Consider the following 21,835-nt stretch of genomic DNA (forward strand, 5'->3'; position numbering starts at 1 on the left):
TTACAGGCACAAACAACATTTTTATCGCACCGTACAACCGTTTTTTCATGCATTTTATACAATATTCTTTTTTCCGCAATCCTCTGCCGGCCGGCTCATAGTCTGACATGCTTTTCTGGCTGTCTCGACGAATTCCCTGGCCGCATCTGAAAGATAGCTGCTCTTTAAATATAAAATAGCCCCACTGCTGCTGGCAGCCGGATAATCCCAACGGAATACATGGACGCTCTTTCTCTGTTCCTCCGTCAAATTTTTTAAATATAGCCTCGGTACAAGCGCAGCGCCGATGCCCTGGACACAACAGGAAAGCATTGTAAAAATACTGCTGGAATCCAGAACGATGTGGGGCGCAATGCCCTCCTCTTCACAGCATTTATCAAACAGCATTCCAAGCCAGGAATTAGAAACCAGCCGCACAAATGGACATTTTGCAAACTGTTTTAAAGATACAGATTCACGATTCTTCATTTCATCCAGCTCATTTCCGGAAAAGTACTGGGACGCCAGAACCTTCGGCAGCACAAACACCACCGACTCTTTTAGAACCGGTATCGATACAAGCGTCGGATCCTCTGGCTCTTCATAGCCAAACATCAGATCCACTTTTCCAAGCTTTAATGCCTCCACAGTTTTTGATAGGCTATTCTCCCGGATCTCCACCATTACCTCCGGCCACTGTTGATGATATTCCGCCAAAAGTTCTGGGAGCAGAACGCTGCTTCGGTAGTAGGAAACGCCAATGATAAGCCGAAGGCGGCTGATTTTTAAGATACTGTCTAGTTCGCTCCGCATCTGCCTTTCATCATCCAAAATCCGGCACATGTGACGGTATAGGCACTCTCCCGCTGGAGTCAGACTCATGGGTGGCTCCCGGTTAAACAGACGGGCATTGTAACATTTCTCCAATTTGTCGATCTGTTTGCTTAAGGCCTGCTGCGTCATGTAAAGACGTTTCGCGGCTTTCGTAAAATTTAATTCTTCCGCTGCTGCAATGAAATATTTATAGCTTTCAAGATTCACTTTTCTTCCTCCCAGTCCTTTCTATTATAATAGAAGAAGGTGTGTGAGGGAAGAAATTTCTGATGGAATATAATATTTGTCTATCCCGGAATATTTTTTCCGGGAACAGACTCAAACACATAAAAAACGAACGGGCACCCGCTTTTTTGCAGGTTTCCCGTCCGCATATATGTTTTATCTTGCCAGCACCCGGCTGTCGAAAAGAACGCCCTTATATTTTTCAAGGACACCGAGAAGAATCTGCCCCAGAACGCCGATAGCAAGGAATTCCCCGATTCCGATGGTGATCGTGGAAAACCAGATCATCGCATCGCTTCCGTAGCCGTATTTTAACACCCACGGAATAATCAGCATGTTGGACACAATCGGCGGCACCGATACGAGATAGCGGTTCTTCCTTAACAGATACGAACCGACGGCACCGATTAACGTCGCAAGGCTTCCTCCAATGATATCCATCGGAACGCCGCCGCCAAGCAGGTTAGAGATCAGGCATCCGATAAACAGGCCCGGAATCGCCGCCGGCGTGAAGTACGGCATGACGCAGAGCAGCTCGGAAATCCGAAACTGGATGACGCCGGAGCCGATTGGCTCAAAGAGCATAAACAGGATGATATAAATGGCTGCAATGGCAGCACCATATACCATCAGGTACAGTGGGTTTCTGTCTGACTTGTTGGTTTTCATGTTTCGTTGTCTCCTTTAGTTTTGTTTTACGAGTGGAAGGTCTCGAACACTCGATTCATTTTACGCCGGGAATCGGCGGCAAGCCCTATAGACCTTATTTTTAGCGGGCTTTTCAACATGGCATAGAATAGCATGGGAAAGGTAAATTGTCAAGCAAGTACCAGAAAAGTACCACTTTGCCATTTATCAGGTATCAGAGCGCAAAAAAGAGAGGCCGCCGCCCCTCTTAAAATGCTCCTGCAATCTTCTCCATTTCTGCCGCTTTCGTGTCTGGCAGTACATGACTGTATAAGTCCATCGTCATAGCAAGGGAGCTATGGCCTAGGATTGTTTTTAATACCTGGGGCGGCATTCCTGCCTCTATGGCCCGTGTGGCGAATGTGTGCCGGAAGATGTGGGGCGTAATCCGTGGGAAGTCGTGTCCCTCTGCCTGAATGCGCTTCACAATCCGGTTTATTTCTGCCTGTAGCCTGTCCCGGCTTAAAGGTTCCCCCTTCTCGTTACAAAATAGGTAACGGTCTAGCCGTTCCACTTTAAAGCCCCAGTAATTGCGCTGTGCGTCCAGTAGCGCCACCAAGTCAGCAGTCAATGGTATATCCCTTTTGGATGTTCGAGTTTTAGGAGTATCCTCAAAATATCCCCGGCCCTCTATGTATTTCAGTGTGCGTTGTACATGAATCACATTCTTTTTCTTGTCTACGTCCGAATACTTTAAGCCTCTTATTTCCCCGTTTCTCATGCCGGTTCGCAGCATAACAGCAAACAGATTGTACAAATAGCTGTCCTTTGCATATTCCATGAAAAGCGCCTGCTGTTCTTTCGTCATAGCCTGCCTTGCTCCTTTCTCTTTCTGCCTCGGCAGTTCCGCCAGCTTGACCGGGTTCCGTTCAATCAGCCCATTTCTAACGGCCTGCTGCATACACCCATTAAGGATAGCGGATACAATTTTGATACTAGAAAGCGCATAGCCTTCCTTCTCCAAATCATTGTAAAACCGCTGAATATGTTCGCCTCGTATATCCGAAACTTTTTTATCTCCCAGCCGTCCCTTTATCATGCTGTCGAAATACTTCTTGTAATTGTAGTATGTCCCGGCCTTTACCCTGTTTTTCTTATATTGCTCCATCCAAGTTGTGAACCATTCAGACAGAACCACCTTTTTCTTTTCCACAAATGCGCCGTGTTCCAGCTTGTACCGCAGTTCATTCATGGCCTTTTGGGTTTCCGTGACCGTATCGCCATGTACGAGATACCTTTTCCCTTGATACTGAAAGCGCCCCTCAAACTTATCATACCGCTGTTGTATTCCTTTGGGGAGTTTTCTTCCTCGCTTATCTATCGCCATAAAATCACGCCTTTCTATTCCTTTGTCTGCCTATATGCTGTTTCCTTGACCGTGACTTCTCCTTCTATCAGGTCTATTATGCTCTGGCACTTGCACTTCGGGCAGAACAGCGGGAAATTCTTCAGATACGTTTCTTGTGTGGCCTTCTGCCTCGTTTTGCCCTTACATATAGGGCATATTATAAAGCCGTTCTTATCAATCATCTTTACCGCCTTTTCCATGTATGGGAGCAGGCAGCAGTCCCATAAGGGCCGCCGCCGTCTTTACTCTACCTCAACACGATTGCCACAATTACCGCCCCGGACAGGGCCACATTTACCACCAGTGACAGGAATAGCAGCTTTCTAAGCTGTCTTATTTCCCGTCCGGCCTCTGCTATACAGTCCGTTGCAAGGCTCCCGTGTCTGCCTCCCGCTGCCATTATGCCGCCTCCCTTCTGGCTCTGGGCTTTCTAATCGCCATTCTAAGCGGTTCCGGCTCCTGTCCGGCATATTCTTCAACCGCTGCCACTGTAACCGTTCTAAGCCCTCTGGAAGTCCCTACAATCAGCTTTTCCCCGACACTCACACGGCCCACCAGAAGCCCCGGTAACTCCCAGGCGTACATCTTGCCGCCTCTCCTGTGAGAAGCCCTTATAATCTGCCTGCGGCCATACCTGACAGGGACAGAAACCAGCCCGTGGGCCTTTGCCAGTAAATAGCTTGTATATCCGTCTATCAGGTTCCCGGCCCCGTCCAAAATGATTTCAGACTGTAAACATCCCGTTTCCCTGAAATACTGCTCCTTGCTCTCCATTTTCTCCTGCTTCGGCGGGTGTGCCTCAAAGCATGAAAAAATCTTAATATCGTCAATCTTCATTCTTCTTTGCCCCTTTCAAGAAGTTCGCCGCCTGTATCAGCGGTTCCACAGAATTAAGCCCTGCCGCTGTTTTCATGACCTGATAAAGCAGAGGATTGCCCGCCAGCTCCCAGGCTATTTCTTCAACTTCATGGTTCACCTTCTGCCGTCTTTGTTTTCTGGCCCGCTCCTGTCGTATTCCCTGCACTTTGCCATAATGGTAAAGCGTTGAAAGAAATTTATACAGATTATCTCCGTTTGTTTGCAACGGAATGCAGCCGTAAACATCAGCCATTCTTCGGCAGAACGTGTATTCCTCATAATTAGCATACTCTCCTAAACGGATAGCCTCTCTCATGGCTCCATGAAGTTCTATTTGACTATGCAATTTATTTACCTCTTTCTTTACAAGGGGCAGAGGCCATGCTATACTAGCCTCATACCCCCAATTTGCTAGGTTGTCGGGTTACTGGCCCCTGTCAGAGTTGCCGCTCTGTAAGGGCCTTTTCTTTATGCCGTTGCCAACTCCTGAACCTGTGACCGTCCAAAGAACCGGGCCTTATAAATGGCTCCGTCTCCCCGGCTGCCCCATATCAGATCAGCACCAAACAGGGCCTTGCTCCCGTGGATAACCTCATAGCCCAGCTTCTTCCAACCGCTCCATGTATTGGTTTCTTCCTCAACCCCCGCCGTGGCCTTTGCCGCCTCAATCCTCTTTGCGTTGACTTCCTCTGCCTTTGCGGAAAGCCATGCCCGATGTAAGCACTCCCCGAAAGAAAGTTCCTTGCTCTCCCGGTAAATCTTCCATGCTCTCAACATGATTTTGCTCAAATTGTACTTCATGCTTCTTAAACTCCTTTCCCGGTAGGGTTCTCAACAGCCCAGGCAGGCTTTAAACATCTAGCGGCTTCTGCGGCATCTCAATCTCTCTTATCCTGTTTCCCTGTGTTATGTGGTACTCTTGCTTTCCCTTTCGGTACTCCCGTCCACCTTCGCTGTTTTATTTTGTTTTCCCTTACCTTGTGATTATATTATAGCACTAACTCTAGTACGTGTCTATTGACTATTTCACTAAAGTTAGTACGTATGTGACGCACTATCTTTGTGCATAATCACACTAGACTTAGTACGTGACAAATGCTATAATATCAGTGTAAGGTGGAGAAGGAGACTCTTTATTGAGCCGCCCCCATTATCCAAAAGAAAGAAGGTGTGTAAATGGGAATTAGTTTCCATAAATTAGAAAATCTGCTCACAGAACGGGGGAAAACTTTTTATAGTCTGCGAAAAGATAAAATTGTAGGCACTGAAACCATAAAAAAGTTGCAACAAGGCTATGGAATTATTGACACACGTACAATCAGTAATTTGTGCGAATATCTAAACTGCCAGCCGGGAGACTTAATGGAGTATATACCTGATAAGGAATAACCCCGGCACTCAATCGACACAGGAGCGACACAGTGCAACGCCAGCAATTAAGCGGCTTTCCCGCCCTTTCCTCTCTATCAGGTGACAGGCAAGCGACAAACAGAAACCATTTGCTTATTTTGCTTTATCCAATAACCTATTGCTTTTTCTGGAAACCAAAGGATAACCAAACCATAACCAAGGGATAACCTAATAAGGAATAGCACCCCGGAAAAGCGTCATATATTCCCCACTTGTTGGGAAAGTTCTTTCCAGATATGGGAAAATATGTCCTGCTGCTGTGGTTACTCGCCACACATGGCGAACTCTCCCGCATGACGAGCCGCCGGGCTGTCCAATATCGGATTATCCAGTGTGGGTGTCCCTTATCAGGTAGGAGAGGACAGAGGCGGGGCCTGACTGTTCAAAATTTCATATTGGTGTCTCAAAATCGGGCTTTTCTCTTGCACCCCGCCGCCAGATGTGCTATATTGATAATAGAAAAGGGGAAAGCCAGAGACACACGGCCTACCCTCAAATAATTACGACAACTGTTTTTCACAGCCGTTCACTATTGCGAGTAGTGGGCGGCTATTTTCTTCCCTTGAATATCTGATAAAGCAGACTTACAAGGGCTACAATGAATATTCCAATCTGAACCAAGTCCTGATATGTAACATACATTGGCTTGCCCTCCTTTCTTTCGTCTGGAGGGTTAGCCCCTCCGAAATGGGAGGGTAGGCCGCCTTTATGTGCTCTGACTTTCCGTATTGCCAGTATAGCACACTCTTTCCGGCTTCTCAATCACATTATTCTGTTTTCCCTGTCTGTGCTGGCAAATACCGCTTTTATCCCTCTGTCCTATAAATTCTCCATTGAATTATTTTCAATGTCTCCGCTCCCCATTCCACAGGGGATTTTTCAGCTTAAACGCCGTCCCGCTCCCCTCTATTGAACCTTGCCGCCAGTTCTGCCCGCTGTTCCTCCGTCAACCGTCTTTCCTTTGACCTGATAGAGATAAGCCTTTTAGGGAATGTGTACCGCTTCGCCACAATCTCCCCTTGATAGGTTTCCACCTTCCCCGGCCTGAATTGCTCCGGGTTCTGCTGCACCAGCTTGTCCATTTTACGAATCCATACAGGGTCTGCCGTGTAAATCTCCGCTGTACCCTCTGCCGCATTAAAGCCTATGGTTACTTCCTGTTCATACTTTGATTGATGATATTTTCCCATGCTCAAAATCTCCTTTTTCTCGGCGTTCGCTCCGGGTTCATTCCCTGCGCCCGTATCGTGTAAACTAATTCGTTTTTGTGTGCAATTCTGCGCATTTTCTCCCGCGCGTATCGTGTCCATAAACTCCTGATCCGCTCCGTTTCCTGCTGCAATAAAGGACCTACCTGATAGAAGAAGCCATGCTGTAAAGGGCCTATCTTGCCGCCATTGCAACTATTTGCCACTAACCCCGTACTAAATTTTACTAAACATCTAAGTTTTACTAAGTTCCCGGCCTATTTGCAGAATATGTAAGGTTTTGTAAGGTTCTCATACCCAGAAAAGGCAGGTTTTGACAGGTTCTATATATCCAAATTCCCCCGTTTTTCCACGTTCTACCCCGGAAATATCTTAGGTTTTTTCAGGTTCCCCCGGCCCGTTTCCTGCTGCTTTAGGGATATTTAGGGGCAATCCGTAGGTTTCCGTAAGTCCTCCACACGGGCATGAGCATAACCAGTATGTGAAATGCACCTTATTTCCTCCCCTGGCTCTGGTATTCCTATCACCGTTTCTTCCCGGACGGGATAGAGCAAATTATATTCCTGAAGCATTTTCGCCAGCGTTTCCGCATTATTCGCATATAAGATACTTCCCAGCGGCTTATTGTCCTGTCTATCCCGTGTCCGATGAAACATAACCATAGCAGAAAAGGCCCTGCGCCCCCTGTCCCATTCCACCGTGACAAATTCAATCCGCAGATATTTCCCCTTTGCATATTTTCTATGCTCCAATATGATTTCCTGCATTGCGTCCCGTTCTCCTATCCCGTATAATCGAAATAGGCCAGATCGCCGCCCCTGCTGCTGTTGAGTTCGCCTGCTCCCGGCAGAGGGGCTATTTTAATGTTTCTCGTGCGTAATACTGAAATGTAGAGGCTATGAGGTAGCCGCTATACTGCCTATCAATAAACTGCACATTCGCCCCGAAACGATGTTCCCATGTTTTCAAAGAGGCCGCAAAGGCAGCAGGCTTCATCTCTGTGTGGTATCTATGCCCGATAATATCAGAGTAGCCGCCGGGGGCCTCTATGAGCAGATAAACCTTGCAACCGTCATTCCCGGCCTTTAAAAATTCCTTTTCAAACCGCTCCCGCTCCTGCGCCAGATTGCCGGATAATTCTTCCAAACTGCCCTTTCGCTCTATCACAATATCCCGATGAAAATATATGTCCTCGCCTGCTGCCTCTGCCGGAATATAAAAGCTGTAATCTCCATAGTCCAGCTTCGTTTCCTGATAGGCTATGCCCTGCTTTGCGAAATACTCCAGAATATGGCCGTTCTTCTTTTCCCGGCTGTCTACCAGTACAACCATACTTTTCAGCAGCTTCTTTATGTCCTCAACCGAAAATCTGTACCGCTTCACGTCCTCTGCCCCCTCATAGCCTTTTCCTTACGCTCTAACTCGCCAATGACCGCCAGAACCAAATCTTTACACAATGGCAAATTATTGTATTTCTGCACAATGGCGCTGCTTTCTTCCACGACCGCCTCCCAATAATCATCATCCGGGCGCACATGATAATATTTCTTGAAGAATGTCCAGACATCCCCGAAATACTGAAACTCCGTGGACATCTCCTTATTTGTTGCCGCCACCTCCGCACCTTCCTTTCTGTTTTGGCTCCTGAAATTTCTTGATAGACCTGATAAGAAGGAAAATTCATATTCCCTGAAACCCGTGATTTTACTGGCTTTCTTTGAGGTAATGTGCAAAATGTGTAAAATTTATGAGACTTCTTAAAAAACACTTCTATAAGAGGCTTACATAAAAAATGCACAAAATGCACATTTCCTCCGTCTAGCTATCTGAATGGGAGTTCTTTATCCTGCTTCCCAACCGGTTCAAAGTCATGTGCTGCTACAGTATGCCTCAAGACAATATTTCTGCATGTAGTTCCTCTTACTGTCCCCCTGGCCGCATATAATCCCTTGCCTTTCATCTCTGCCATAAAATTGCTCTTATTTTCTGATCCAAATCCATTGTCTTTACACCATGTTATGTATTCCTCATAGACCTCTTTTATTGTGCTGTTCTCTGTCGATTCTTCCAGACATTCAGCAATGAAATTCCCTATCTTGTCACTGTTTGCCCGATATTCAGCCGTGGCAGCAGTCACGCATTCCGGGGGTATTGCTCCCTCTGCATAGTACGCTTTCAGCCCCTCAATGCACCAGTTCAGCAGGCCACTTAAATTATCCGGCTCTTTCAGTCTGTCTTTCAGGCCCTTGTCCTGCTCCTCCGGCTTGAAATGTCTGTCAAAAGTAATCACATTCAGCCGCCCGGAAGTGAATAGAGTATCATCCGTTATCAGGGGCAAATAATTCGTATTGATAAACAGTTTAAAGACTGGCACAAATTGAAATTCCGATTGATGTAAATGTCTGGCTGTTATGCTGTCCCGGCCTAGCAGGGTTTTCAATAATGCCACATCGAAAATCATTCTTTTTGGCGGCTCACTGGCATTTAAGAAACGGCACCCGTCCAGCCTTGCAATATCCCCGGACGCCTGCCGACTGTCTGTATTCTGCTTCTGTGCAAGCGTCTCCGGCCTCATATTCAAGGCATAGCCGTCTGTATTCCCCAACATATAGGCATAAGTTTCCACGGCGGTACTTTTCCCGTTTCTGGTACTGGCCCCATAAAACAGATAACAGCATTCCTCATTCGTTCCGCCTGTCAATGAATATCCGAATAATTTTTGCACATAGCGTATTTTGGGCTTATTATCCTGCAAAACTGCATTGATGAATTTCTCCCATTCTACGCTATCGGCAGCAGGGTTGTATGTCACCTGTGCCATTTTCGCCATAAGAAAATCCGGGGAGTGGGGTTTAAATTCAAATGTTCTCAAATCCAGAACACCATTTTGACAGTTAAGCAAATACAAGTCCTTGTCCATATCGGCATTTGTAATGAAATTCAAGTCCCTGCTATCATCTATCATAGTTTTACGCACCCGGCGGCTCCCCAGCTTCGCTATGTGCTTCATATAGCCTGTTCTGACCGCTTCATCTTCAATCCGGTTCACATAAGCGCATAGAATGTCCGATAACTCTTTCGCTTTATTTTCCGCAATCATTCCCCCTGCGTCCTGCTGCCACCTTTGCCCGTTGTAATAAAACCATTCTCTGGCGGTTGAGTTATACCGCAAACAATCCCGGTACATATCAGCGAAAAGGCGGGCGTTTCCTTTGTCGCTCAATTCGTACTGCTCCGGCTGCAATTTAGCCGCTTTCTCTATCAGGTCACTTGATACCCTGCGCTTTATAATGTCCACCCGCTTTCCGTCAAAAGTTCTTCCTGCTCCCGCCTGCCGCCATATATACAAAGCACATCCAGCTTATAAGACACCTTCTGCAGTTCTCCGACCGTGAACGCCTGCAGATCGGACAAAGGCGGGAATATCTTTCCTTCAATGGCCCGCTGGTAAATGCTCTCCCAGGTCTTAAGCCTGTCCACCTCTGCCACCCACGCCGTTCTAAATCTCTGTTCTTTCTCCTGTTGCTTCTGCCGTTCCCGCTGCCTCCGCTGTATCTGCTCTCTGTTATCTGCTGAACCTGATAAAGAGAAGGGAAGGGAAAACGCTTCGATAAGATAACGGCAAGCCTCCCAGTTGTTCAAACCCAGAACGGCAGAGGCAAAACGGATAATATCGCCGCCCATGCCCGATGAAAAATCATAGAATGACCGGGGATAGAGTTTGCAAGAGGCTGTTCGTTCCTCCTTGAAGGGTGACTTGATAAACCCGGCTCTGTTCGGCGCATATCCAAAATGGCGGGCCACATCTACCATTGACAGGCTTTCATTTACTGCCTTGAAAATCTCGCTCATTGTCTGGCCTCATGCAACTTATCAATCTCTCTATCTGCGACAGCAAGGTCATACAGCACCCGGCGTCCAATTCGTACTCGGCAGCCAAGACTTTCTCCGAATTTCATCGCCGTATTTCTTCCCAACCCTGTGTATGCCATCCACGCCGCTAAATCTACAAGCCTTGTTTTGTTATTTTCCAGCATTAAAATTCTCCCTTCATTTGTTTGTTGTAATTTATTGTGTTCCCTTGATGTTTAAATGGTATCATGTTAAAATGATATTGTATGCCACCATAATTTAATCAAAACAATTTTAATGGAGGATTTTTGTTAATTTTGAGGTACAATATTAAAGCGATTGGAAACCGTCTGAAAAAAGAAAGAAAACTAGCCGGCTTTAAGAGCATGGACGCATTAAGCGACTATATTAGGGAGCATAATTATAGAGGAATAAAAAGACAAACTATTGCTAAATGGGAAAAGGGAGAAGAAATGCCACCACTTGATGTACTATGCACCCTCTGCGTTCCGTTTCAGTGTGATCTTGGTTATCTTCTTTGTGAGTATGATTATAAAACAAGGCTTAATGCAGACATAGCAGAAGTAACAGGGCTATCAGAAGCAGCGATAAATAATCTAAAAAAATTCAAACGTCATAGTGAAGATTTAGAAATTATAGATCGCCTCCTTTGCTCTAAAGAATTTGAATACGAAACTATTGATAGAATAAAAAAATATAGAAAAAGTTTGCTTCATTGCATAAAAATATTAAACAGGATAGATCTAGAAATGGCAGACTTTCATACAAATTATAAGAATTATACGGAAAAGGATAAGGAACGCTATGATTTAATTTGTTCCCTTGAGCGAGCATTAGTAAAGGAGTTAGATACTTCCCAGCCTTTAGCTTTATGGGACGCCCAAAAACATTTTGTAGAAATTGTAGAAGATATGTACGAAAAAGAAAGGGCAGAAATCCGCTCTAGGTACAAACATAGTTAATACCAAATAAGTATTAATGCTTATGTTGTAGCAGAGCCGAGTGAATACCTTTTAAGACAGTACCACTTTAGTACCACTTTGCATAAACAATATTAAACCACGATAAAAAGAAAAGCCTAGAAACGCGATGTTTCCGGGCTTTCTTAAACTATGATAAACTATGGTAAATGTACTGCTTTCAAAGTTTTGTTTTAGGTGTGGAAGGTCTCGAACACACCGGTCATAGATGCGAAATTCCCTGCATTTACAGGAGATTTCTGACCTTATTTTTGTTTTTACCGCGGCCAGGCTGGACGCCGTTTCCCATTGACGTCCCCGCTCCGGCGGCGTTTTAACCGTCTCAGTATAGCATCTTCATTCTCAAATAGCAAGAGCTATTTGAAAATGGCCTCACATCCTGTCTCTCTTCAGCACAAAATGGTTTTTATGGAAGTCAATCAGCCCCTCTTTCCGCATCCTGGAAAGCTCCAGCGAAAGCCCGCTTCGCTCCACGGAAAGGTAGTCGGCCATCTGCTGGCGGGAAAAAGGGATGTCAAATTCCACGCTCCCGCTCTTCCTGGCGGCGGCGGAAAAATAGGAAAGCAGCTTGGCCCTTGTCGTCCGCTGCGTGATATGCGTCAGTTTTTCATTATAAGCCAGATTCTTTGCAGCCAGATCTGAGAGAAGGTTCCGGATGATCCGGCTGTGGTGGGCGCAGGCCGAAGAACATGTGGTGAGAATCCGTTTCACATTCAAAAACAGCACGGTACAGTCCTCCTCCGCCATGACGCTCACTGTCATAACCGCCCCCGGTGCGCAGGCGAACGTCTCCGCAAACGTCTGTCCCTCCGTGACCGTGGATACAATGTTCCGGTTCCCCCAGAAGTCCTCCTGGATCACAAACGCCTTCCCGGAAAGCAGGAGCCCCATCGACTCCGTCGCGTCTCCCTCCCGGAAAATAAACTCCTCCCGGCGAAATTCCCTCACCTTCGCGTCGAGACAGCCGAGCATTTCCCGGATTTCCGTCTCCGCAATGCCCAAAAACAGCAGCGACCCGCGCGCTGTATGGATAAAATCTTTCATCTCTTCTCTCCATTCGTTGAATTTTCAACAGACATATCGAATTTATCATAGTACAATCTCCTCAGAAAAACAAGAGAGAGGTTGATTCTGATGAAACGGAAAATTGTGTCCATCGACGAAGAAAAATGCAACGGCTGCGGCGCATGTGCAGACGCCTGCCATGAAGGCGCCATCGAAATGCGGGACGGGAAAGCTTACCTGATCCGCGACGATTACTGCGACGGCCTCGGCGACTGTCTGCCGGCATGTCCCACCGGCGCCATTTCCATCTTAGAGCGGGAGGCCGCTCCCTACGACGAACAGGCTGTCCAGGCGAAAAAGGCACCCCTTGCCTGCGGCTGCCCCGGCTCCCAGTCGAGATCCATTGTCCGCAGGGAACCTGCCGCCGGGAGCGCCCAGACCCCAAATGCCCCGTCCGGTACGGCCGATAACGTAATAAGCCGTCTTTCCCAGTGGCCGGTGCAGATCAAGCTGGCGCCGATCCATGCCCCGTACTTTGACGGCGCAAAGCTTCTGGTGGCCGCCGACTGCACGGCCTACGCCTACGCCGCCTTCCACGAAGATTTCATCAAAGGGCGCATCACCCTGGTAGGCTGTCCAAAACTCGACACCGTCGACTATTCGGAAAAACTGACGGAAATTTTAAAAGCCAACGACATCAAAAGCGTCCTCATCGTCCGCATGGAGGTGCCATGCTGCGGCGGCTTAGAGCATGCCGTAAAAACAGCCCTGCAAAACAGCAAAAAAATGATCCCGTGGCAGGTCGTCACCATTTCCACTGACGGGAGAATCTTAGAATAGAAAGGGAATAAGCCGATATGAATCATGAAATGTTCTGCTTCCAGTGTGAACAGACGGCCGGGTGCACCGGCTGCGTCGGAAAGGCCGGTGTCTGCGGGAAAACTGCCGGCACCGCAAAGCTCCAGGATGAGCTGACCGGCGCCCTGATCGGCCTGGCCCGTGCCGCCGACCAGAATCCTGACTACACGCCTTCCATGGACAGCCTGATTTTAGAAAGCCTTTTTGCGGCCGTCACCAACGTAAGCTTCGACGATGACCGGCTTCGCGGGCTGATCAGCCGGGTGCATGACGAGAAAAACAGGCTGGTTCCCGACTGCCAGTTCTGCGCAAGCCCCTGCGGCCACAATGCCGATTACGACATGGAACAGCTCTGGAATGCCCCGGAAGACATCCGTTCCTTAAAATCCCTGATCCTCTTCGGCATCCGCGGCATGGCCGCCTACGCATGGCATGCCATGGTTTTGGGTTATACGGATCCGGAGCTTGGCCGCTTCTTCTGCAAGGCACTCTTCGCCCTGGGCGAGGACTGGGGCATGGACGAGCTTCTTCCCATCGTCATGGAAACCGGCAGGTATAACCTTGCATGCATGGAGCTTTTAGACCGCGCCAACACGGAAACCTACGGCTCGCCCGAGCCCACCGCCGTTTCCCTTGCCATGGAAAAAGGCCCCTTCATCGTCGTCACCGGCCATGATCTCCATGATTTAAAGCTCCTTCTTAAGCAGACCGAAGGAAAAGGCATCCATATCTACACCCACGGCGAAATGCTGCCGGCCCATGCCTATCCGGAGCTCAAAAAATACAGCCACCTAAAGGGCAATTTCGGCACCGCATGGCAGAACCAGCAAAAGGAGTTCGACGGTCTCCCGGCGCCTGTCCTCTTTACCACCAACTGCCTGATGCCGCCAAAACCGGGCTATGCCGACCGGGTCTTCACCACAAACATGGTCTCTTTCCCGGAAACGCCGCACATCGGCCCGGAAAAAGATTTCACGCCAGTCATCGAAAAGGCCCTGGAGCTGGGCGGCTACGGCGAAAATCAGGACTTTTCCGGTATCAACGGCGGCAAAACTGTCATGACCGGCTTCGGCCATGACGCCGTCCTCCGTGTCTCTGACAAGGTCATCGACGCCGTAAAGTCCGGCGCCATCCGCCATTTCTTCCTGGTGGGCGGCTGCGACGGCGCCAGGCCGGGACGCAATTATTTTACGGAATTTGTTAAGCAGGCGCCGAAGGACACCGTAATCCTGACTCTGGCCTGCGGAAAATACCGTTTCAACGACCTGGATCTAGGAACCATAGGCGGTCTCCCGCGGCTCATGGACATAGGCCAGTGCAACGACGCTTACAGTGCCATCCGCATCGCCCAGGCTCTGGCTGACGCCTTCGGCTGCGGCGTAAATGAACTCCCGCTTTCCATGGTGCTCTCCTGGTATGAACAGAAAGCCGTCTGCATCCTTTTGACGCTGCTCTCCCTCGGCATCAAAAACATCCGCCTTGGCCCGACGCTCCCGGCGTTCCTGTCGCCGAATGTATTAAAGCTTCTGGCTGAGACTTACGGGATCGCACCGGTTACGACACCGGAAGCAGACTTAAAGGAGCTGCTTGGCGGCTGATCCGTCCCGTACCCGTCAAAACGCCGTTTCCCGGGTTTGGCCAAAAGAAAAAGCCGGCCGTCTGAATTCAGACGCCGGCAATTTTTTTCGCCCGCTGCCGCCAGGAAGCGAAAACCGACATGACAAAGGCCCCGCTGCTGTCCACCAGCACATCGGTGAACTGGCCGGAACGCCCCGGCACGAAAAGCTGATGGAACTCATCGGTGCAGGCATACGCCATTGTCATGGCAAACGCCGTCCAGAAAAGCCGCTTTCCCCGCACATCCCATCGGTGCAGCGCAAATAGAACCGCAAAATACAGGCAAAGGTATTCGGTCACATGAGCCCCTTTCCTCACCGGGAAGCTCATGCGCTCGATGATTTCATAATAATTCTCTTCCGGCCCCTCAAAAAAGCCGAACAGGCGGCCGATGGAAAGAAGCAGACGGCTGACGCCATCGCTCATTTCCGTGGAAATATCCGCCGGCTGCGCCGAAAAATAAAAAATCAGACAGGCGATTAAAAGCGCCGGAAGCCACACAAGGAACTGCTTTCTGCCATGTTCCATCGGGATCCACCTCATTTCCATAAGAAACTTCAATGCCCGTATTTTAGCATGCCGGCGCCGAAAGTTCAAGCTCTATAAAATTCCCATGACCTGCTGCATCAGAAGGCTCACGGCTGCGATGGACACCCAGCAGCAGAGTCCCATGAAAATCGGCTTCCCGCCAGTCTTCACAAGCTGCACCAGGTTGGTGTTGAGGCCGATGGCCGCCATCGCCATGATGATAAAAAATTTCGACAGATCCTTAAACGGCGCGAAAACAGCCGAGCTGGCTCCGGCCGTCGTGGCCGCCGTCGTAATCACCGATGCCAGGACGAAAAACACAATGAAAAACGGGAACACCTTCTTTAAGCTGAATTCATTTTTCTGGCTCCCGCCCGCCTTTTTCGCCTGAGCCGTCCGCCAGAAAGCCAGTGCCAGCGTAATCGGGATGATCGCCAGCGTGCGGGTCAGCTTGACGATGGTCGCGGCGTCCAGCGTATTGGCGCCCGGATGCATGCCGTCCCAGGCGGCCGCCGTGGCCGTCACGGACGACGTATCGTTGACCGCCGTTCCTGCAAACAGGCCGAAGCCCTCGTTGGAAAGCCCAAGAATGCCGCCAAGCGTCGGGAAAATCAGGGCTGCAATCACATTAAACAGGAAGATAACAGAAATCGCCTGGGCAATTTCTTCGTCGTCCGCCCCGATGACCGGCGCCGTGGCCGCGATGGCCGAGCCGCCGCAGATGGAGGAACCGACGCCAACTAACGTCGAAATATTTCCCGGCATGTGCATGAGCCGGTGCAGGACAAACGATACGATGAGCGACGTGGAGATCGTCGACACAATGATCGGAAGGGAGGTCGTACCCACCCTGGCAATCTCCGAAAGGTTCAGTCCAAAGCCGAGAAGAATCACGGCATACTGAAGAATTTTTTTCGATGTGTAAGTGATCCCGGCTTTCGCCGCTCCTTTTTCCTGGTAAAACAGCGTAATGACCATGCCGGCCAGAATCGCAAAAACCGGCCCGCCGATAATCGGGAATGCCTTTCCCAAAAACCAGCATGGCACCGCAATCGCCAGACATAACAGGACGCCCGGCGCCAGTTTCTTCGCTTTTTCCATATTCAAAGCTCCTCCTCGCATCTTATGCAGAATTTTCCGTTACTGCCATTATACCCCCGCCATTCCATTGTGTAAAATTATCATTCTTTATTTTATGATAAAATTATGTTATGATACTTAGTATCCAAGCCAAGCGAGGTGATTCCGATGCTGGATTTCCGTGTGGAAACCTTCCTGGCCGTATGCCAGACCATGAACTATACAAAAGCCGCAGAACTTCTCCATATTACGCAGCCGGCTGTCTCCCAGCATATCCATGCCCTCGAGCATCAGTGCGGGGCAAAGCTCTTCCGGTACGAGGGCAAACAGCTTTCCCTCACCGAGGCCGGCCGCCTGTTTTTTCAGAGCGCCGTCACCATGCGCCACGACGCCGTGCACCTTTACGACAGCATCAGACGTCTGAAGTCCAGCCGGCGCCTGGATTTCGGTACCACCCTCACGGTTGGCGAATACATCATGCCAAAACCGCTCACGAAGCTTCTAAGGAAAGAGCCCGAGGCGCAGATCCGGATGCAGGCGGCCAACACGGCCGAGCTCCTGCGCCTTCTGGATGCCGGGGAAATTGACTTTGCCATTGTCGAGGGCTTTTTCTCCAAACAGGCCTACGAAAGCCGCATTTACCGCCGCGAGCGGTACCTCCCGGTCTGCGCCGGAAACTATTCCTTCCGCCAGCCGGTTTCCGTCCTGGAAGACCTGTTAGGCGAGCGACTCCTCATCCGTGAACCCGGCTCCGGAACGAGGGAGGTTCTCGAGCGGGCCCTGGAGGAGCGGAACCTGGCCGTCAGCGATTTTATGGCTATTACGGAACTCGGAAGCCTGAATGCCATCAAAGCCCTTGTCCTGGCCGGATTGGGGATTTCCTTTTTTTACGAACCTGTGGTTCAGGCAGAACTGGCCGCCGGGACGCTCCGGGAAATCCCTCTGTCCGACTGTTCTCTGACCCATGATTTTACGTTTTTATGGCGGAAAGGAAGCGTATTCGGCCCCTACTATGAAGAAATTTTCCGTCTCCTGAGCCCTGAGGCATGACGGGCTGACACTTTCAGGCATGCAAAAAATCCCCGAGCATCTGAACTGCTTCCCGTCAAGTAGACAATCAAAAAAATATAATTTTTTTCTGCCAGTAGGTATCACCTGCTGGCAGATTTTTACGCTGCCTGTAAATATTTTTCGTGTTTCTCCATTGGTGTTACTATACCAAGCTTCCTCTGCAAACGTCTGTTGTTATAGTAATTGATATATTTCTCTATCATGACCACCAGTGATTCTCTGTCCATAAATCGTTTACCATAATAACGCTCCCGTTTTAGAATTCCCCAGAATCCTTCCATTGGTCCATTATCGATACACTTTGCTACTCTGGACATGCTCTGCATCATCCCTGCTGCTTCAAGTTTTGCATGAAAGGCTCTATTGGTGTATTGAAAGCCTCTGTCACTGTGAAACATCGGATGTGCATCAGGATTATCTTTGACTGCATCATCAAAGGTATCAAACACTAATGCATTACTATTACTGTCTCCAATACGGTAGGATACGATTCTTCGGTCATACAGGTCAAGAATTGCACTTAAATATACCTTGTGCTTTTCATTTCCGATATAGTAATGAAATTCCGTTACATCGGTCAACCACTTTTCATTCGGAGCTTCTGCCGTAAATTCACGATTCAGGATATTTTCGGCTATGTACTGTGGATTTGCAGCCTGTCTTGTACAGCTATCGTTTGCATATTTAATGGTGGATTTGATACCAAGTTTCCGGCAGATGCGCAAAACACGTTTATCATTTACATCAATGTCATGGTAACGCTCCAACTCATCACGGATTCTGCGATAACCCTTATCAGGTGATTCTATGTGGATTTTTTCTATCAGTTCCGCAATTTTTCGGTTTTCCTGTTCATTCTCTGACATTTCATGGTTCAGCCATTTGTAATAAGCCGCCCTTGAAACACCGCCAATCTTACAAAGCGCCTGTATCGGATAATCGTGTTCTTTCTGTTCTTCTTTGACAGCCTGATAGATATGCTCGTGGCGGATCAGGCTCATCCCCGCCTCCTTTTGATTTCTTCTTATTTTTTTAAGAATGATAACACCAATTCTGCACCTTGCCGTTTGGCTTTTTCCAGTTTCAACTCCGCTTTAAGCTTCTCCTCCTCTGTAAGAGAATCTTCCGATTTTCTTTTGCCGCGGTTATCCTGTAATGCAGGAACTCCGCCTGTTTCGTATTTGATAGTGTAATTTCGTGCCTGCTGATAGGACACCTTAAAGTTTTCTGATGTTTCAGCATAGTTATGGCCATGGGAAATGCAGTAGGATGCAATTTCCACTCTTTCTTCAAACGTTGTTTTTCTTCCTTTGGTCATAAGACTACATCCTCCTGTTCTGGAAGCCTTCAGTTCCTTATGACCATTATACAGCGCAATCCATTGCCTGAGTGTACGAGTACTGGAAATTTTATATTTTTTACAAATATCACGTAGTGAACCAAGACCAGAAAGATACTCTTGTACGGCAATCTCTTTCTCGGCAGAAGTTCTTTTGGTCCATCCTTTGTTGTAAAAGGTTTCTGAACCCATAGACTGATAATTACGAATCCATTCTTCTAAAGTAGTAGGATGAATTCCTTCGCCTGTTGATACAGATGTAATACTATGTTTAGCTTCCAAAATAAGCTTTACCATTCGTAATTTATCTTCAGCAGAATATTTACGCATAAGAAATGCTCCCTCCTTGATAAACAGTTTTATTATTTCAACTGTCTACCTAGAAGGGAGCATATCATCATGTCCGGGGATTTTGCTGTTTCTATTCGGTTGTCTGGCTATCGCCTGCCCCATATGTGCGGCAAAAATCTGTCTCAATTACACCGTCTGATTTTTTGCCACGTAGACCGGGAAGGTGTCCGTTCCCTTTACTTCTTTCCCGACCGTAATCGTCACGTTTTTATCCGTGATGACATTTTCCACTCTGGCGCCTTCTTCGATAACCGTTCCCTGCATCAGCACGCAGTTCTTCACCTTGGCGCCCTTTGCAACCTTGACGCCGCGGAACAGGACGCTGTCCTCGACCTGCCCTTCCAGGACACAGCCATCGGCAGCCATAATGTTTTTCACCTTCGCGCCTTTAATGTATCTGGTGGGGTTATCGTCACGGATCTTGGTGTAAATCGAGCTTCCGGAAAACAGTGCATCCAGGTTCTCATCTTCAAGAAGCTTCATGTTCTCCTCAAAATAGCTGCGGATGTCGCTGATGCGCGCCTTGTATCCGTCGTACCGGTACGCCTGCACATTCAGCTTATCGAGCTGCGGCGCCAGGATATCCCGCTCAAAATACAGATATCCGCGGACATAAGCCGTGTTAATCAGGTCGATTAAAAGCTCTCTCTCCAGAATATAGATATTCATGGAGAAGTTCTGGATACCCTCTTCCTTGGAATTCATGTAGATCTTCTTTACGCGGCCGTCTTCCACCTTCAGCGTATAGTAAAGATCCTCGCTCACGATGTTGGACTCCGTCAGACTCTTCGGAAGTTCTTCTTCCGCATACACGATGGTCACATCGGCGCCGCTCTCCACGTGTGCATCAATCAGGGCATTGAAGTCAAAATTGACTGCAATGTTGGGATCCGACATCACCACGTACTTCTCCTTCTGGGAACGAAGGAACGGCAGGATGCTGGCAAGCGCTTCCACGCGGCCGGTGTAAAGCTTGACGGTTTTCTCTGCAAAAGGCGGGACAATGTTCAGGCCGCCGTTTTTGCGGACAAGATCCCATTCACGGCCGGATCCGAGATGATCCATCAGGGAATGATAATTCTTGCGGACAATGAGGGAAATATTGTCGATGCCGCAGTTCGCCATGCTGGACAGAATGAAGTCTACCATGCGGTAACGGCTGGCAAACGGGATGGATGCCATGAGCCGCTCGCCTACCAGCTCGGGAACCAGGCTGTCATAGCTGTTTGGGAAAATGATGCCCAGTGCATCTGCGTTGGAATTTACCATTGTTCTTCACCGTCCTTTACATTTTCTCTTACCATGGCATTGGGGCCGATCTTCGCGTTCTTTCCGATCACCACGCCGGAGCCGACTGTCGCAACTCCCTGCTCGCCCTTCGCCGGCATGGCGCCGACAACTGCCTTTTCACCGATTACCACGTTTTCAGCCACGATGCAGTGCTTCACGACTGCACCCGCCTTAATCACCGTACCGCCCATAACGACGGCGTCCTCGACCTTGGCGCCCGGCTCAACCTTCACGCCTGCAAACAGGATGGAATGCTTCACGCTGCCATCCACGCGGCATCCATCGGTAATCATGGAGTTCTCCACCGTCGCCGTGCTGCTGATTTTATGACCGGTCATGTAGCTGTTCCGGCTGTAAATCTTCCAGTTCTCATCAAACAGGTTGATCCCGCTGTGCTCCGGATCCAGAACCTCCATATTGGCCTCCCAGAGGGACGAAATCGTTCCCACATCCTTCCAGTAGCCGTTGAAATGGTATGCATACATCTTTCTTCCGTCTCTTAAAAGGTTCGGAATGATGTTGTTTCCGAAATCATTCTCCGAATTCGGGTCTGCCTCGTCCTCAATCAGGTACTGTCTGAGGATATCCCAGTTGAAAATGTAAATACCCATGGAAGCCAGGTTCGACTTCGGATTCTTCGGCTTCTCCTGGAATTCCGTGATCCTGTCATCTCCGTCAGCCACCATGAGGCCAAACCGGGACGCCTCCTCCCACGGCACCTCCATGACAGCGACGCTGAACTCCGCACCCTTTTCCTTATGGAACTTCAGGAAGTCGCTGTAATCCTGCTTGCAGATCTGATCACCCGAAAGAATGATGACATACTGCGGGCTGTACCGCTCAATGAATGAAATATTCTGATAAATTGCGTTTGCCGTCCCCTTATACCAGTCGGAGCCGCTGGCCTGCTGGTACGGAGGCAGGATATGTACGCCGCCGTGCAGCCGGTCCAGATCCCACGGCTGGCCGTTGCCGATGTATTCATTCAGCACCAAAGGCTGATACTGCGTCAGGATCCCCACCGTATCAATGCCGGAATTAACACAGTTTGACAGCGGAAAGTCGATGATCCTGTACTTTCCGCCAAAAGGAACTGCGGGCTTCGCCAGGCTTTGGGTCAGCGCATACAGACGCGAGCCCTGACCGCCGGCAAGAAGCATTGCTACCATTTCTTTTGCCATAAGTTTTCCCCCTGATTCGTATAAATACTGATAGGTCGATTGTATCATAAAACGTCGAAAACTGGTAGCATTTCCTTCAAAAAATATTCATAATTCCGTAAGAATAAAGGGGC

26 protein-coding genes are annotated in these 21,835 nt (G+C 48.8%); 5 read left to right on the forward strand and 21 right to left on the reverse strand.

The window, feature by feature from the left end; genetic code table 11:
• Positions 1 to 54: 54 nt before the first annotated feature.
• From KE531_07395 to KE531_07425, 7 genes are all read right to left on the reverse strand, one after another.
• Positions 55 to 1,020 carry a LysR family transcriptional regulator gene (locus KE531_07395; GenBank protein MBR9953450.1) on the reverse strand — a complete coding sequence of 322 codons (966 nt, stop codon included), beginning with the start codon at positions 1,018 to 1,020 and terminating at the stop codon, positions 55 to 57.
• A 174-nt stretch (positions 1,021 to 1,194) separates the two neighbouring features.
• On the reverse strand, positions 1,195 to 1,707 hold the full coding sequence (locus KE531_07400; GenBank protein ID MBR9953451.1) for a QueT transporter family protein: 513 nt from the start codon (positions 1,705 to 1,707) through the stop codon (positions 1,195 to 1,197).
• Positions 1,708 to 1,933: 226 nt separating this feature from the next.
• Entirely contained in the window at positions 1,934 to 3,052 is a 1,119-nt protein-coding gene (locus tag KE531_07405; protein ID MBR9953452.1) for a site-specific integrase, read from the reverse strand.
• 14 nt (positions 3,053 to 3,066) lie between these two features.
• On the reverse strand, positions 3,067 to 3,252 hold the full coding sequence (locus KE531_07410; protein MBR9953453.1) for a conjugal transfer protein: 186 nt from the start codon (positions 3,250 to 3,252) through the stop codon (positions 3,067 to 3,069).
• 220 nt (positions 3,253 to 3,472) lie between these two features.
• Positions 3,473 to 3,910: a hypothetical protein gene (locus KE531_07415; protein ID MBR9953454.1), complete on the reverse strand. Its 438-nt coding sequence runs from the start codon at positions 3,908 to 3,910 to the stop codon at positions 3,473 to 3,475.
• The gene (locus KE531_07420; protein ID MBR9953455.1) at positions 3,900 to 4,247 is read right to left on the reverse strand and encodes a hypothetical protein; all 348 of its coding nucleotides are present in this window, start codon (positions 4,245 to 4,247) and stop codon (positions 3,900 to 3,902) included. The genes KE531_07415 and KE531_07420 overlap by 11 nt, the downstream gene beginning before the upstream one ends.
• Before the next feature lie 152 nt (positions 4,248 to 4,399).
• On the reverse strand, positions 4,400 to 4,732 hold the full coding sequence (locus KE531_07425; protein MBR9953456.1) for a hypothetical protein: 333 nt from the start codon (positions 4,730 to 4,732) through the stop codon (positions 4,400 to 4,402).
• 375 nt (positions 4,733 to 5,107) lie between these two features.
• On the opposite strand from KE531_07425, the gene KE531_07430 reads away from it, so the two are divergent.
• On the forward strand, positions 5,108 to 5,320 hold the full coding sequence (locus KE531_07430; protein MBR9953457.1) for a helix-turn-helix transcriptional regulator: 213 nt from the start codon (positions 5,108 to 5,110) through the stop codon (positions 5,318 to 5,320).
• 905 nt (positions 5,321 to 6,225) lie between these two features.
• Here KE531_07430 and KE531_07435 read toward each other — a convergent pair.
• The 7 genes from KE531_07435 to KE531_07465 form a co-directional block, all read right to left on the reverse strand.
• Positions 6,226 to 6,531, reverse strand: coding sequence for a hypothetical protein (locus KE531_07435; GenBank protein MBR9953458.1), 306 nt, complete (start codon positions 6,529 to 6,531; stop codon positions 6,226 to 6,228).
• A 440-nt stretch (positions 6,532 to 6,971) separates the two neighbouring features.
• Positions 6,972 to 7,316, reverse strand: a complete 345-nt coding sequence (locus KE531_07440; GenBank protein MBR9953459.1) for a hypothetical protein — start codon at positions 7,314 to 7,316, stop codon at positions 6,972 to 6,974.
• Positions 7,317 to 7,404: 88 nt separating this feature from the next.
• A complete protein-coding gene (locus tag KE531_07445) occupies positions 7,405 to 7,932 on the reverse strand; it encodes an ERCC4 domain-containing protein (protein MBR9953460.1) in 528 nt (175 codons plus the stop codon).
• Positions 7,929 to 8,165 carry a hypothetical protein gene (locus KE531_07450; GenBank protein MBR9953461.1) on the reverse strand — a complete coding sequence of 79 codons (237 nt, stop codon included), beginning with the start codon at positions 8,163 to 8,165 and terminating at the stop codon, positions 7,929 to 7,931. The genes KE531_07445 and KE531_07450 overlap by 4 nt, the downstream gene beginning before the upstream one ends.
• A gap of 206 nt (positions 8,166 to 8,371) precedes the next feature.
• Positions 8,372 to 9,847, reverse strand: coding sequence for a DNA primase (locus tag KE531_07455; protein ID MBR9953462.1), 1,476 nt, complete (start codon positions 9,845 to 9,847; stop codon positions 8,372 to 8,374).
• The gene (locus tag KE531_07460) at positions 9,835 to 10,401 is read right to left on the reverse strand and encodes a hypothetical protein (protein ID MBR9953463.1); all 567 of its coding nucleotides are present in this window, start codon (positions 10,399 to 10,401) and stop codon (positions 9,835 to 9,837) included. The genes KE531_07455 and KE531_07460 overlap by 13 nt, the downstream gene beginning before the upstream one ends.
• Positions 10,398 to 10,586, reverse strand: coding sequence for a hypothetical protein (locus KE531_07465; GenBank protein MBR9953464.1), 189 nt, complete (start codon positions 10,584 to 10,586; stop codon positions 10,398 to 10,400). The genes KE531_07460 and KE531_07465 overlap by 4 nt, the downstream gene beginning before the upstream one ends.
• Before the next feature lie 132 nt (positions 10,587 to 10,718).
• On the opposite strand from KE531_07465, the gene KE531_07470 reads away from it, so the two are divergent.
• Positions 10,719 to 11,384, forward strand: coding sequence for a helix-turn-helix transcriptional regulator (locus tag KE531_07470; protein ID MBR9953465.1), 666 nt, complete (start codon positions 10,719 to 10,721; stop codon positions 11,382 to 11,384).
• Between the two features lie 390 nt (positions 11,385 to 11,774).
• Here the strand turns inward: KE531_07470 and KE531_07475 are convergent, their stop codons facing one another.
• A complete protein-coding gene (locus tag KE531_07475; protein ID MBR9953466.1) occupies positions 11,775 to 12,446 on the reverse strand; it encodes a Crp/Fnr family transcriptional regulator in 672 nt (223 codons plus the stop codon).
• A gap of 90 nt (positions 12,447 to 12,536) precedes the next feature.
• Between KE531_07475 and KE531_07480 the strand changes: the two genes are divergently transcribed.
• Positions 12,537 to 13,247, forward strand: a complete 711-nt coding sequence (locus tag KE531_07480) for a 4Fe-4S dicluster domain-containing protein (GenBank protein ID MBR9953467.1) — start codon at positions 12,537 to 12,539, stop codon at positions 13,245 to 13,247.
• Positions 13,248 to 13,264: 17 nt separating this feature from the next.
• Complete coding sequence (gene hcp, locus KE531_07485; GenBank protein MBR9953468.1) at positions 13,265 to 14,863, forward strand: hydroxylamine reductase; 1,599 nt, start codon at positions 13,265 to 13,267, stop codon at positions 14,861 to 14,863.
• A gap of 67 nt (positions 14,864 to 14,930) precedes the next feature.
• On the opposite strand, the gene KE531_07490 is transcribed toward hcp, so the two are convergent.
• Positions 14,931 to 15,410, reverse strand: coding sequence for a VanZ family protein (locus KE531_07490; protein MBR9953469.1), 480 nt, complete (start codon positions 15,408 to 15,410; stop codon positions 14,931 to 14,933).
• Positions 15,411 to 15,482: 72 nt separating this feature from the next.
• Positions 15,483 to 16,511, reverse strand: a complete 1,029-nt coding sequence (locus KE531_07495) for a YeiH family putative sulfate export transporter (protein MBR9953470.1) — start codon at positions 16,509 to 16,511, stop codon at positions 15,483 to 15,485.
• A 147-nt stretch (positions 16,512 to 16,658) separates the two neighbouring features.
• Here KE531_07495 and KE531_07500 point away from each other — a divergent pair, with 147 nt between their 5' ends.
• Positions 16,659 to 17,540: a LysR family transcriptional regulator gene (locus KE531_07500; GenBank protein ID MBR9953471.1), complete on the forward strand. Its 882-nt coding sequence runs from the start codon at positions 16,659 to 16,661 to the stop codon at positions 17,538 to 17,540.
• Between the two features lie 119 nt (positions 17,541 to 17,659).
• Here KE531_07500 and KE531_07505 read toward each other — a convergent pair whose 3' ends face one another.
• From KE531_07505 to KE531_07520, 4 genes are all read right to left on the reverse strand, one after another.
• Positions 17,660 to 18,562 carry an IS3 family transposase gene (locus tag KE531_07505; GenBank protein MBR9953472.1) on the reverse strand — a complete coding sequence of 301 codons (903 nt, stop codon included), beginning with the start codon at positions 18,560 to 18,562 and terminating at the stop codon, positions 17,660 to 17,662.
• A gap of 23 nt (positions 18,563 to 18,585) precedes the next feature.
• Entirely contained in the window at positions 18,586 to 19,230 is a 645-nt protein-coding gene (locus KE531_07510) for a transposase (GenBank protein ID MBR9953473.1), read from the reverse strand.
• A gap of 147 nt (positions 19,231 to 19,377) precedes the next feature.
• On the reverse strand, positions 19,378 to 20,520 hold the full coding sequence (gene glgD / locus KE531_07515; protein ID MBR9953474.1) for a glucose-1-phosphate adenylyltransferase subunit GlgD: 1,143 nt from the start codon (positions 20,518 to 20,520) through the stop codon (positions 19,378 to 19,380).
• Positions 20,514 to 21,722 carry a glucose-1-phosphate adenylyltransferase gene (locus KE531_07520; protein ID MBR9953475.1) on the reverse strand — a complete coding sequence of 403 codons (1,209 nt, stop codon included), beginning with the start codon at positions 21,720 to 21,722 and terminating at the stop codon, positions 20,514 to 20,516. Before KE531_07520 ends, glgD begins: the two co-directional genes overlap by 7 nt.
• Between the last annotated feature and the right edge of the window lie 113 nt (positions 21,723 to 21,835).

This window comes from Eubacteriaceae bacterium Marseille-Q4139 (genome assembly GCA_018223415.1).
Lineage (GTDB): Bacteria > Bacillota > Clostridia > Lachnospirales > Lachnospiraceae > CABSIM01.

What these genes read in the sequence shown, in the direction of transcription:
- KE531_07430 (MBR9953457.1), top strand. Translation starts at nt 5,108, where the DNA reads ATGGGAATTAGTTTCCATAAATTAGAAAATCTGCTCACAGAACGGGGG.
- glgD (MBR9953474.1), bottom strand. Translation starts at nt 20,520, where the DNA reads ATGGTAAATTCCAACGCAGATGCACTGGGCATCATTTTCCCAAACAGC.
- KE531_07465 (MBR9953464.1), bottom strand. Translation starts at nt 10,586, where the DNA reads ATGCTGGAAAATAACAAAACAAGGCTTGTAGATTTAGCGGCGTGGATG.
- KE531_07490 (MBR9953469.1), bottom strand. Translation starts at nt 15,410, where the DNA reads ATGGAACATGGCAGAAAGCAGTTCCTTGTGTGGCTTCCGGCGCTTTTA.
- KE531_07520 (MBR9953475.1), bottom strand. Translation starts at nt 21,722, where the DNA reads ATGGCAAAAGAAATGGTAGCAATGCTTCTTGCCGGCGGTCAGGGCTCG.
- KE531_07420 (MBR9953455.1), bottom strand. Translation starts at nt 4,247, where the DNA reads ATGAGAGAGGCTATCCGTTTAGGAGAGTATGCTAATTATGAGGAATAC.
- KE531_07495 (MBR9953470.1), bottom strand. Translation starts at nt 16,511, where the DNA reads ATGGAAAAAGCGAAGAAACTGGCGCCGGGCGTCCTGTTATGTCTGGCG.
- KE531_07475 (MBR9953466.1), bottom strand. Translation starts at nt 12,446, where the DNA reads ATGAAAGATTTTATCCATACAGCGCGCGGGTCGCTGCTGTTTTTGGGC.
- KE531_07460 (MBR9953463.1), bottom strand. Translation starts at nt 10,401, where the DNA reads ATGAGCGAGATTTTCAAGGCAGTAAATGAAAGCCTGTCAATGGTAGAT.
- KE531_07480 (MBR9953467.1), top strand. Translation starts at nt 12,537, where the DNA reads ATGAAACGGAAAATTGTGTCCATCGACGAAGAAAAATGCAACGGCTGC.
- KE531_07500 (MBR9953471.1), top strand. Translation starts at nt 16,659, where the DNA reads ATGCTGGATTTCCGTGTGGAAACCTTCCTGGCCGTATGCCAGACCATG.
- KE531_07435 (MBR9953458.1), bottom strand. Translation starts at nt 6,531, where the DNA reads ATGGGAAAATATCATCAATCAAAGTATGAACAGGAAGTAACCATAGGC.
- KE531_07440 (MBR9953459.1), bottom strand. Translation starts at nt 7,316, where the DNA reads ATGCAGGAAATCATATTGGAGCATAGAAAATATGCAAAGGGGAAATAT.
- KE531_07405 (MBR9953452.1), bottom strand. Translation starts at nt 3,052, where the DNA reads ATGGCGATAGATAAGCGAGGAAGAAAACTCCCCAAAGGAATACAACAG.
- KE531_07415 (MBR9953454.1), bottom strand. Translation starts at nt 3,910, where the DNA reads ATGAAGATTGACGATATTAAGATTTTTTCATGCTTTGAGGCACACCCG.
- KE531_07510 (MBR9953473.1), bottom strand. Translation starts at nt 19,230, where the DNA reads ATGCGTAAATATTCTGCTGAAGATAAATTACGAATGGTAAAGCTTATT.
- hcp (MBR9953468.1), top strand. Translation starts at nt 13,265, where the DNA reads ATGAATCATGAAATGTTCTGCTTCCAGTGTGAACAGACGGCCGGGTGC.
- KE531_07400 (MBR9953451.1), bottom strand. Translation starts at nt 1,707, where the DNA reads ATGAAAACCAACAAGTCAGACAGAAACCCACTGTACCTGATGGTATAT.
- KE531_07505 (MBR9953472.1), bottom strand. Translation starts at nt 18,562, where the DNA reads ATGAGCCTGATCCGCCACGAGCATATCTATCAGGCTGTCAAAGAAGAA.
- KE531_07425 (MBR9953456.1), bottom strand. Translation starts at nt 4,732, where the DNA reads ATGAAGTACAATTTGAGCAAAATCATGTTGAGAGCATGGAAGATTTAC.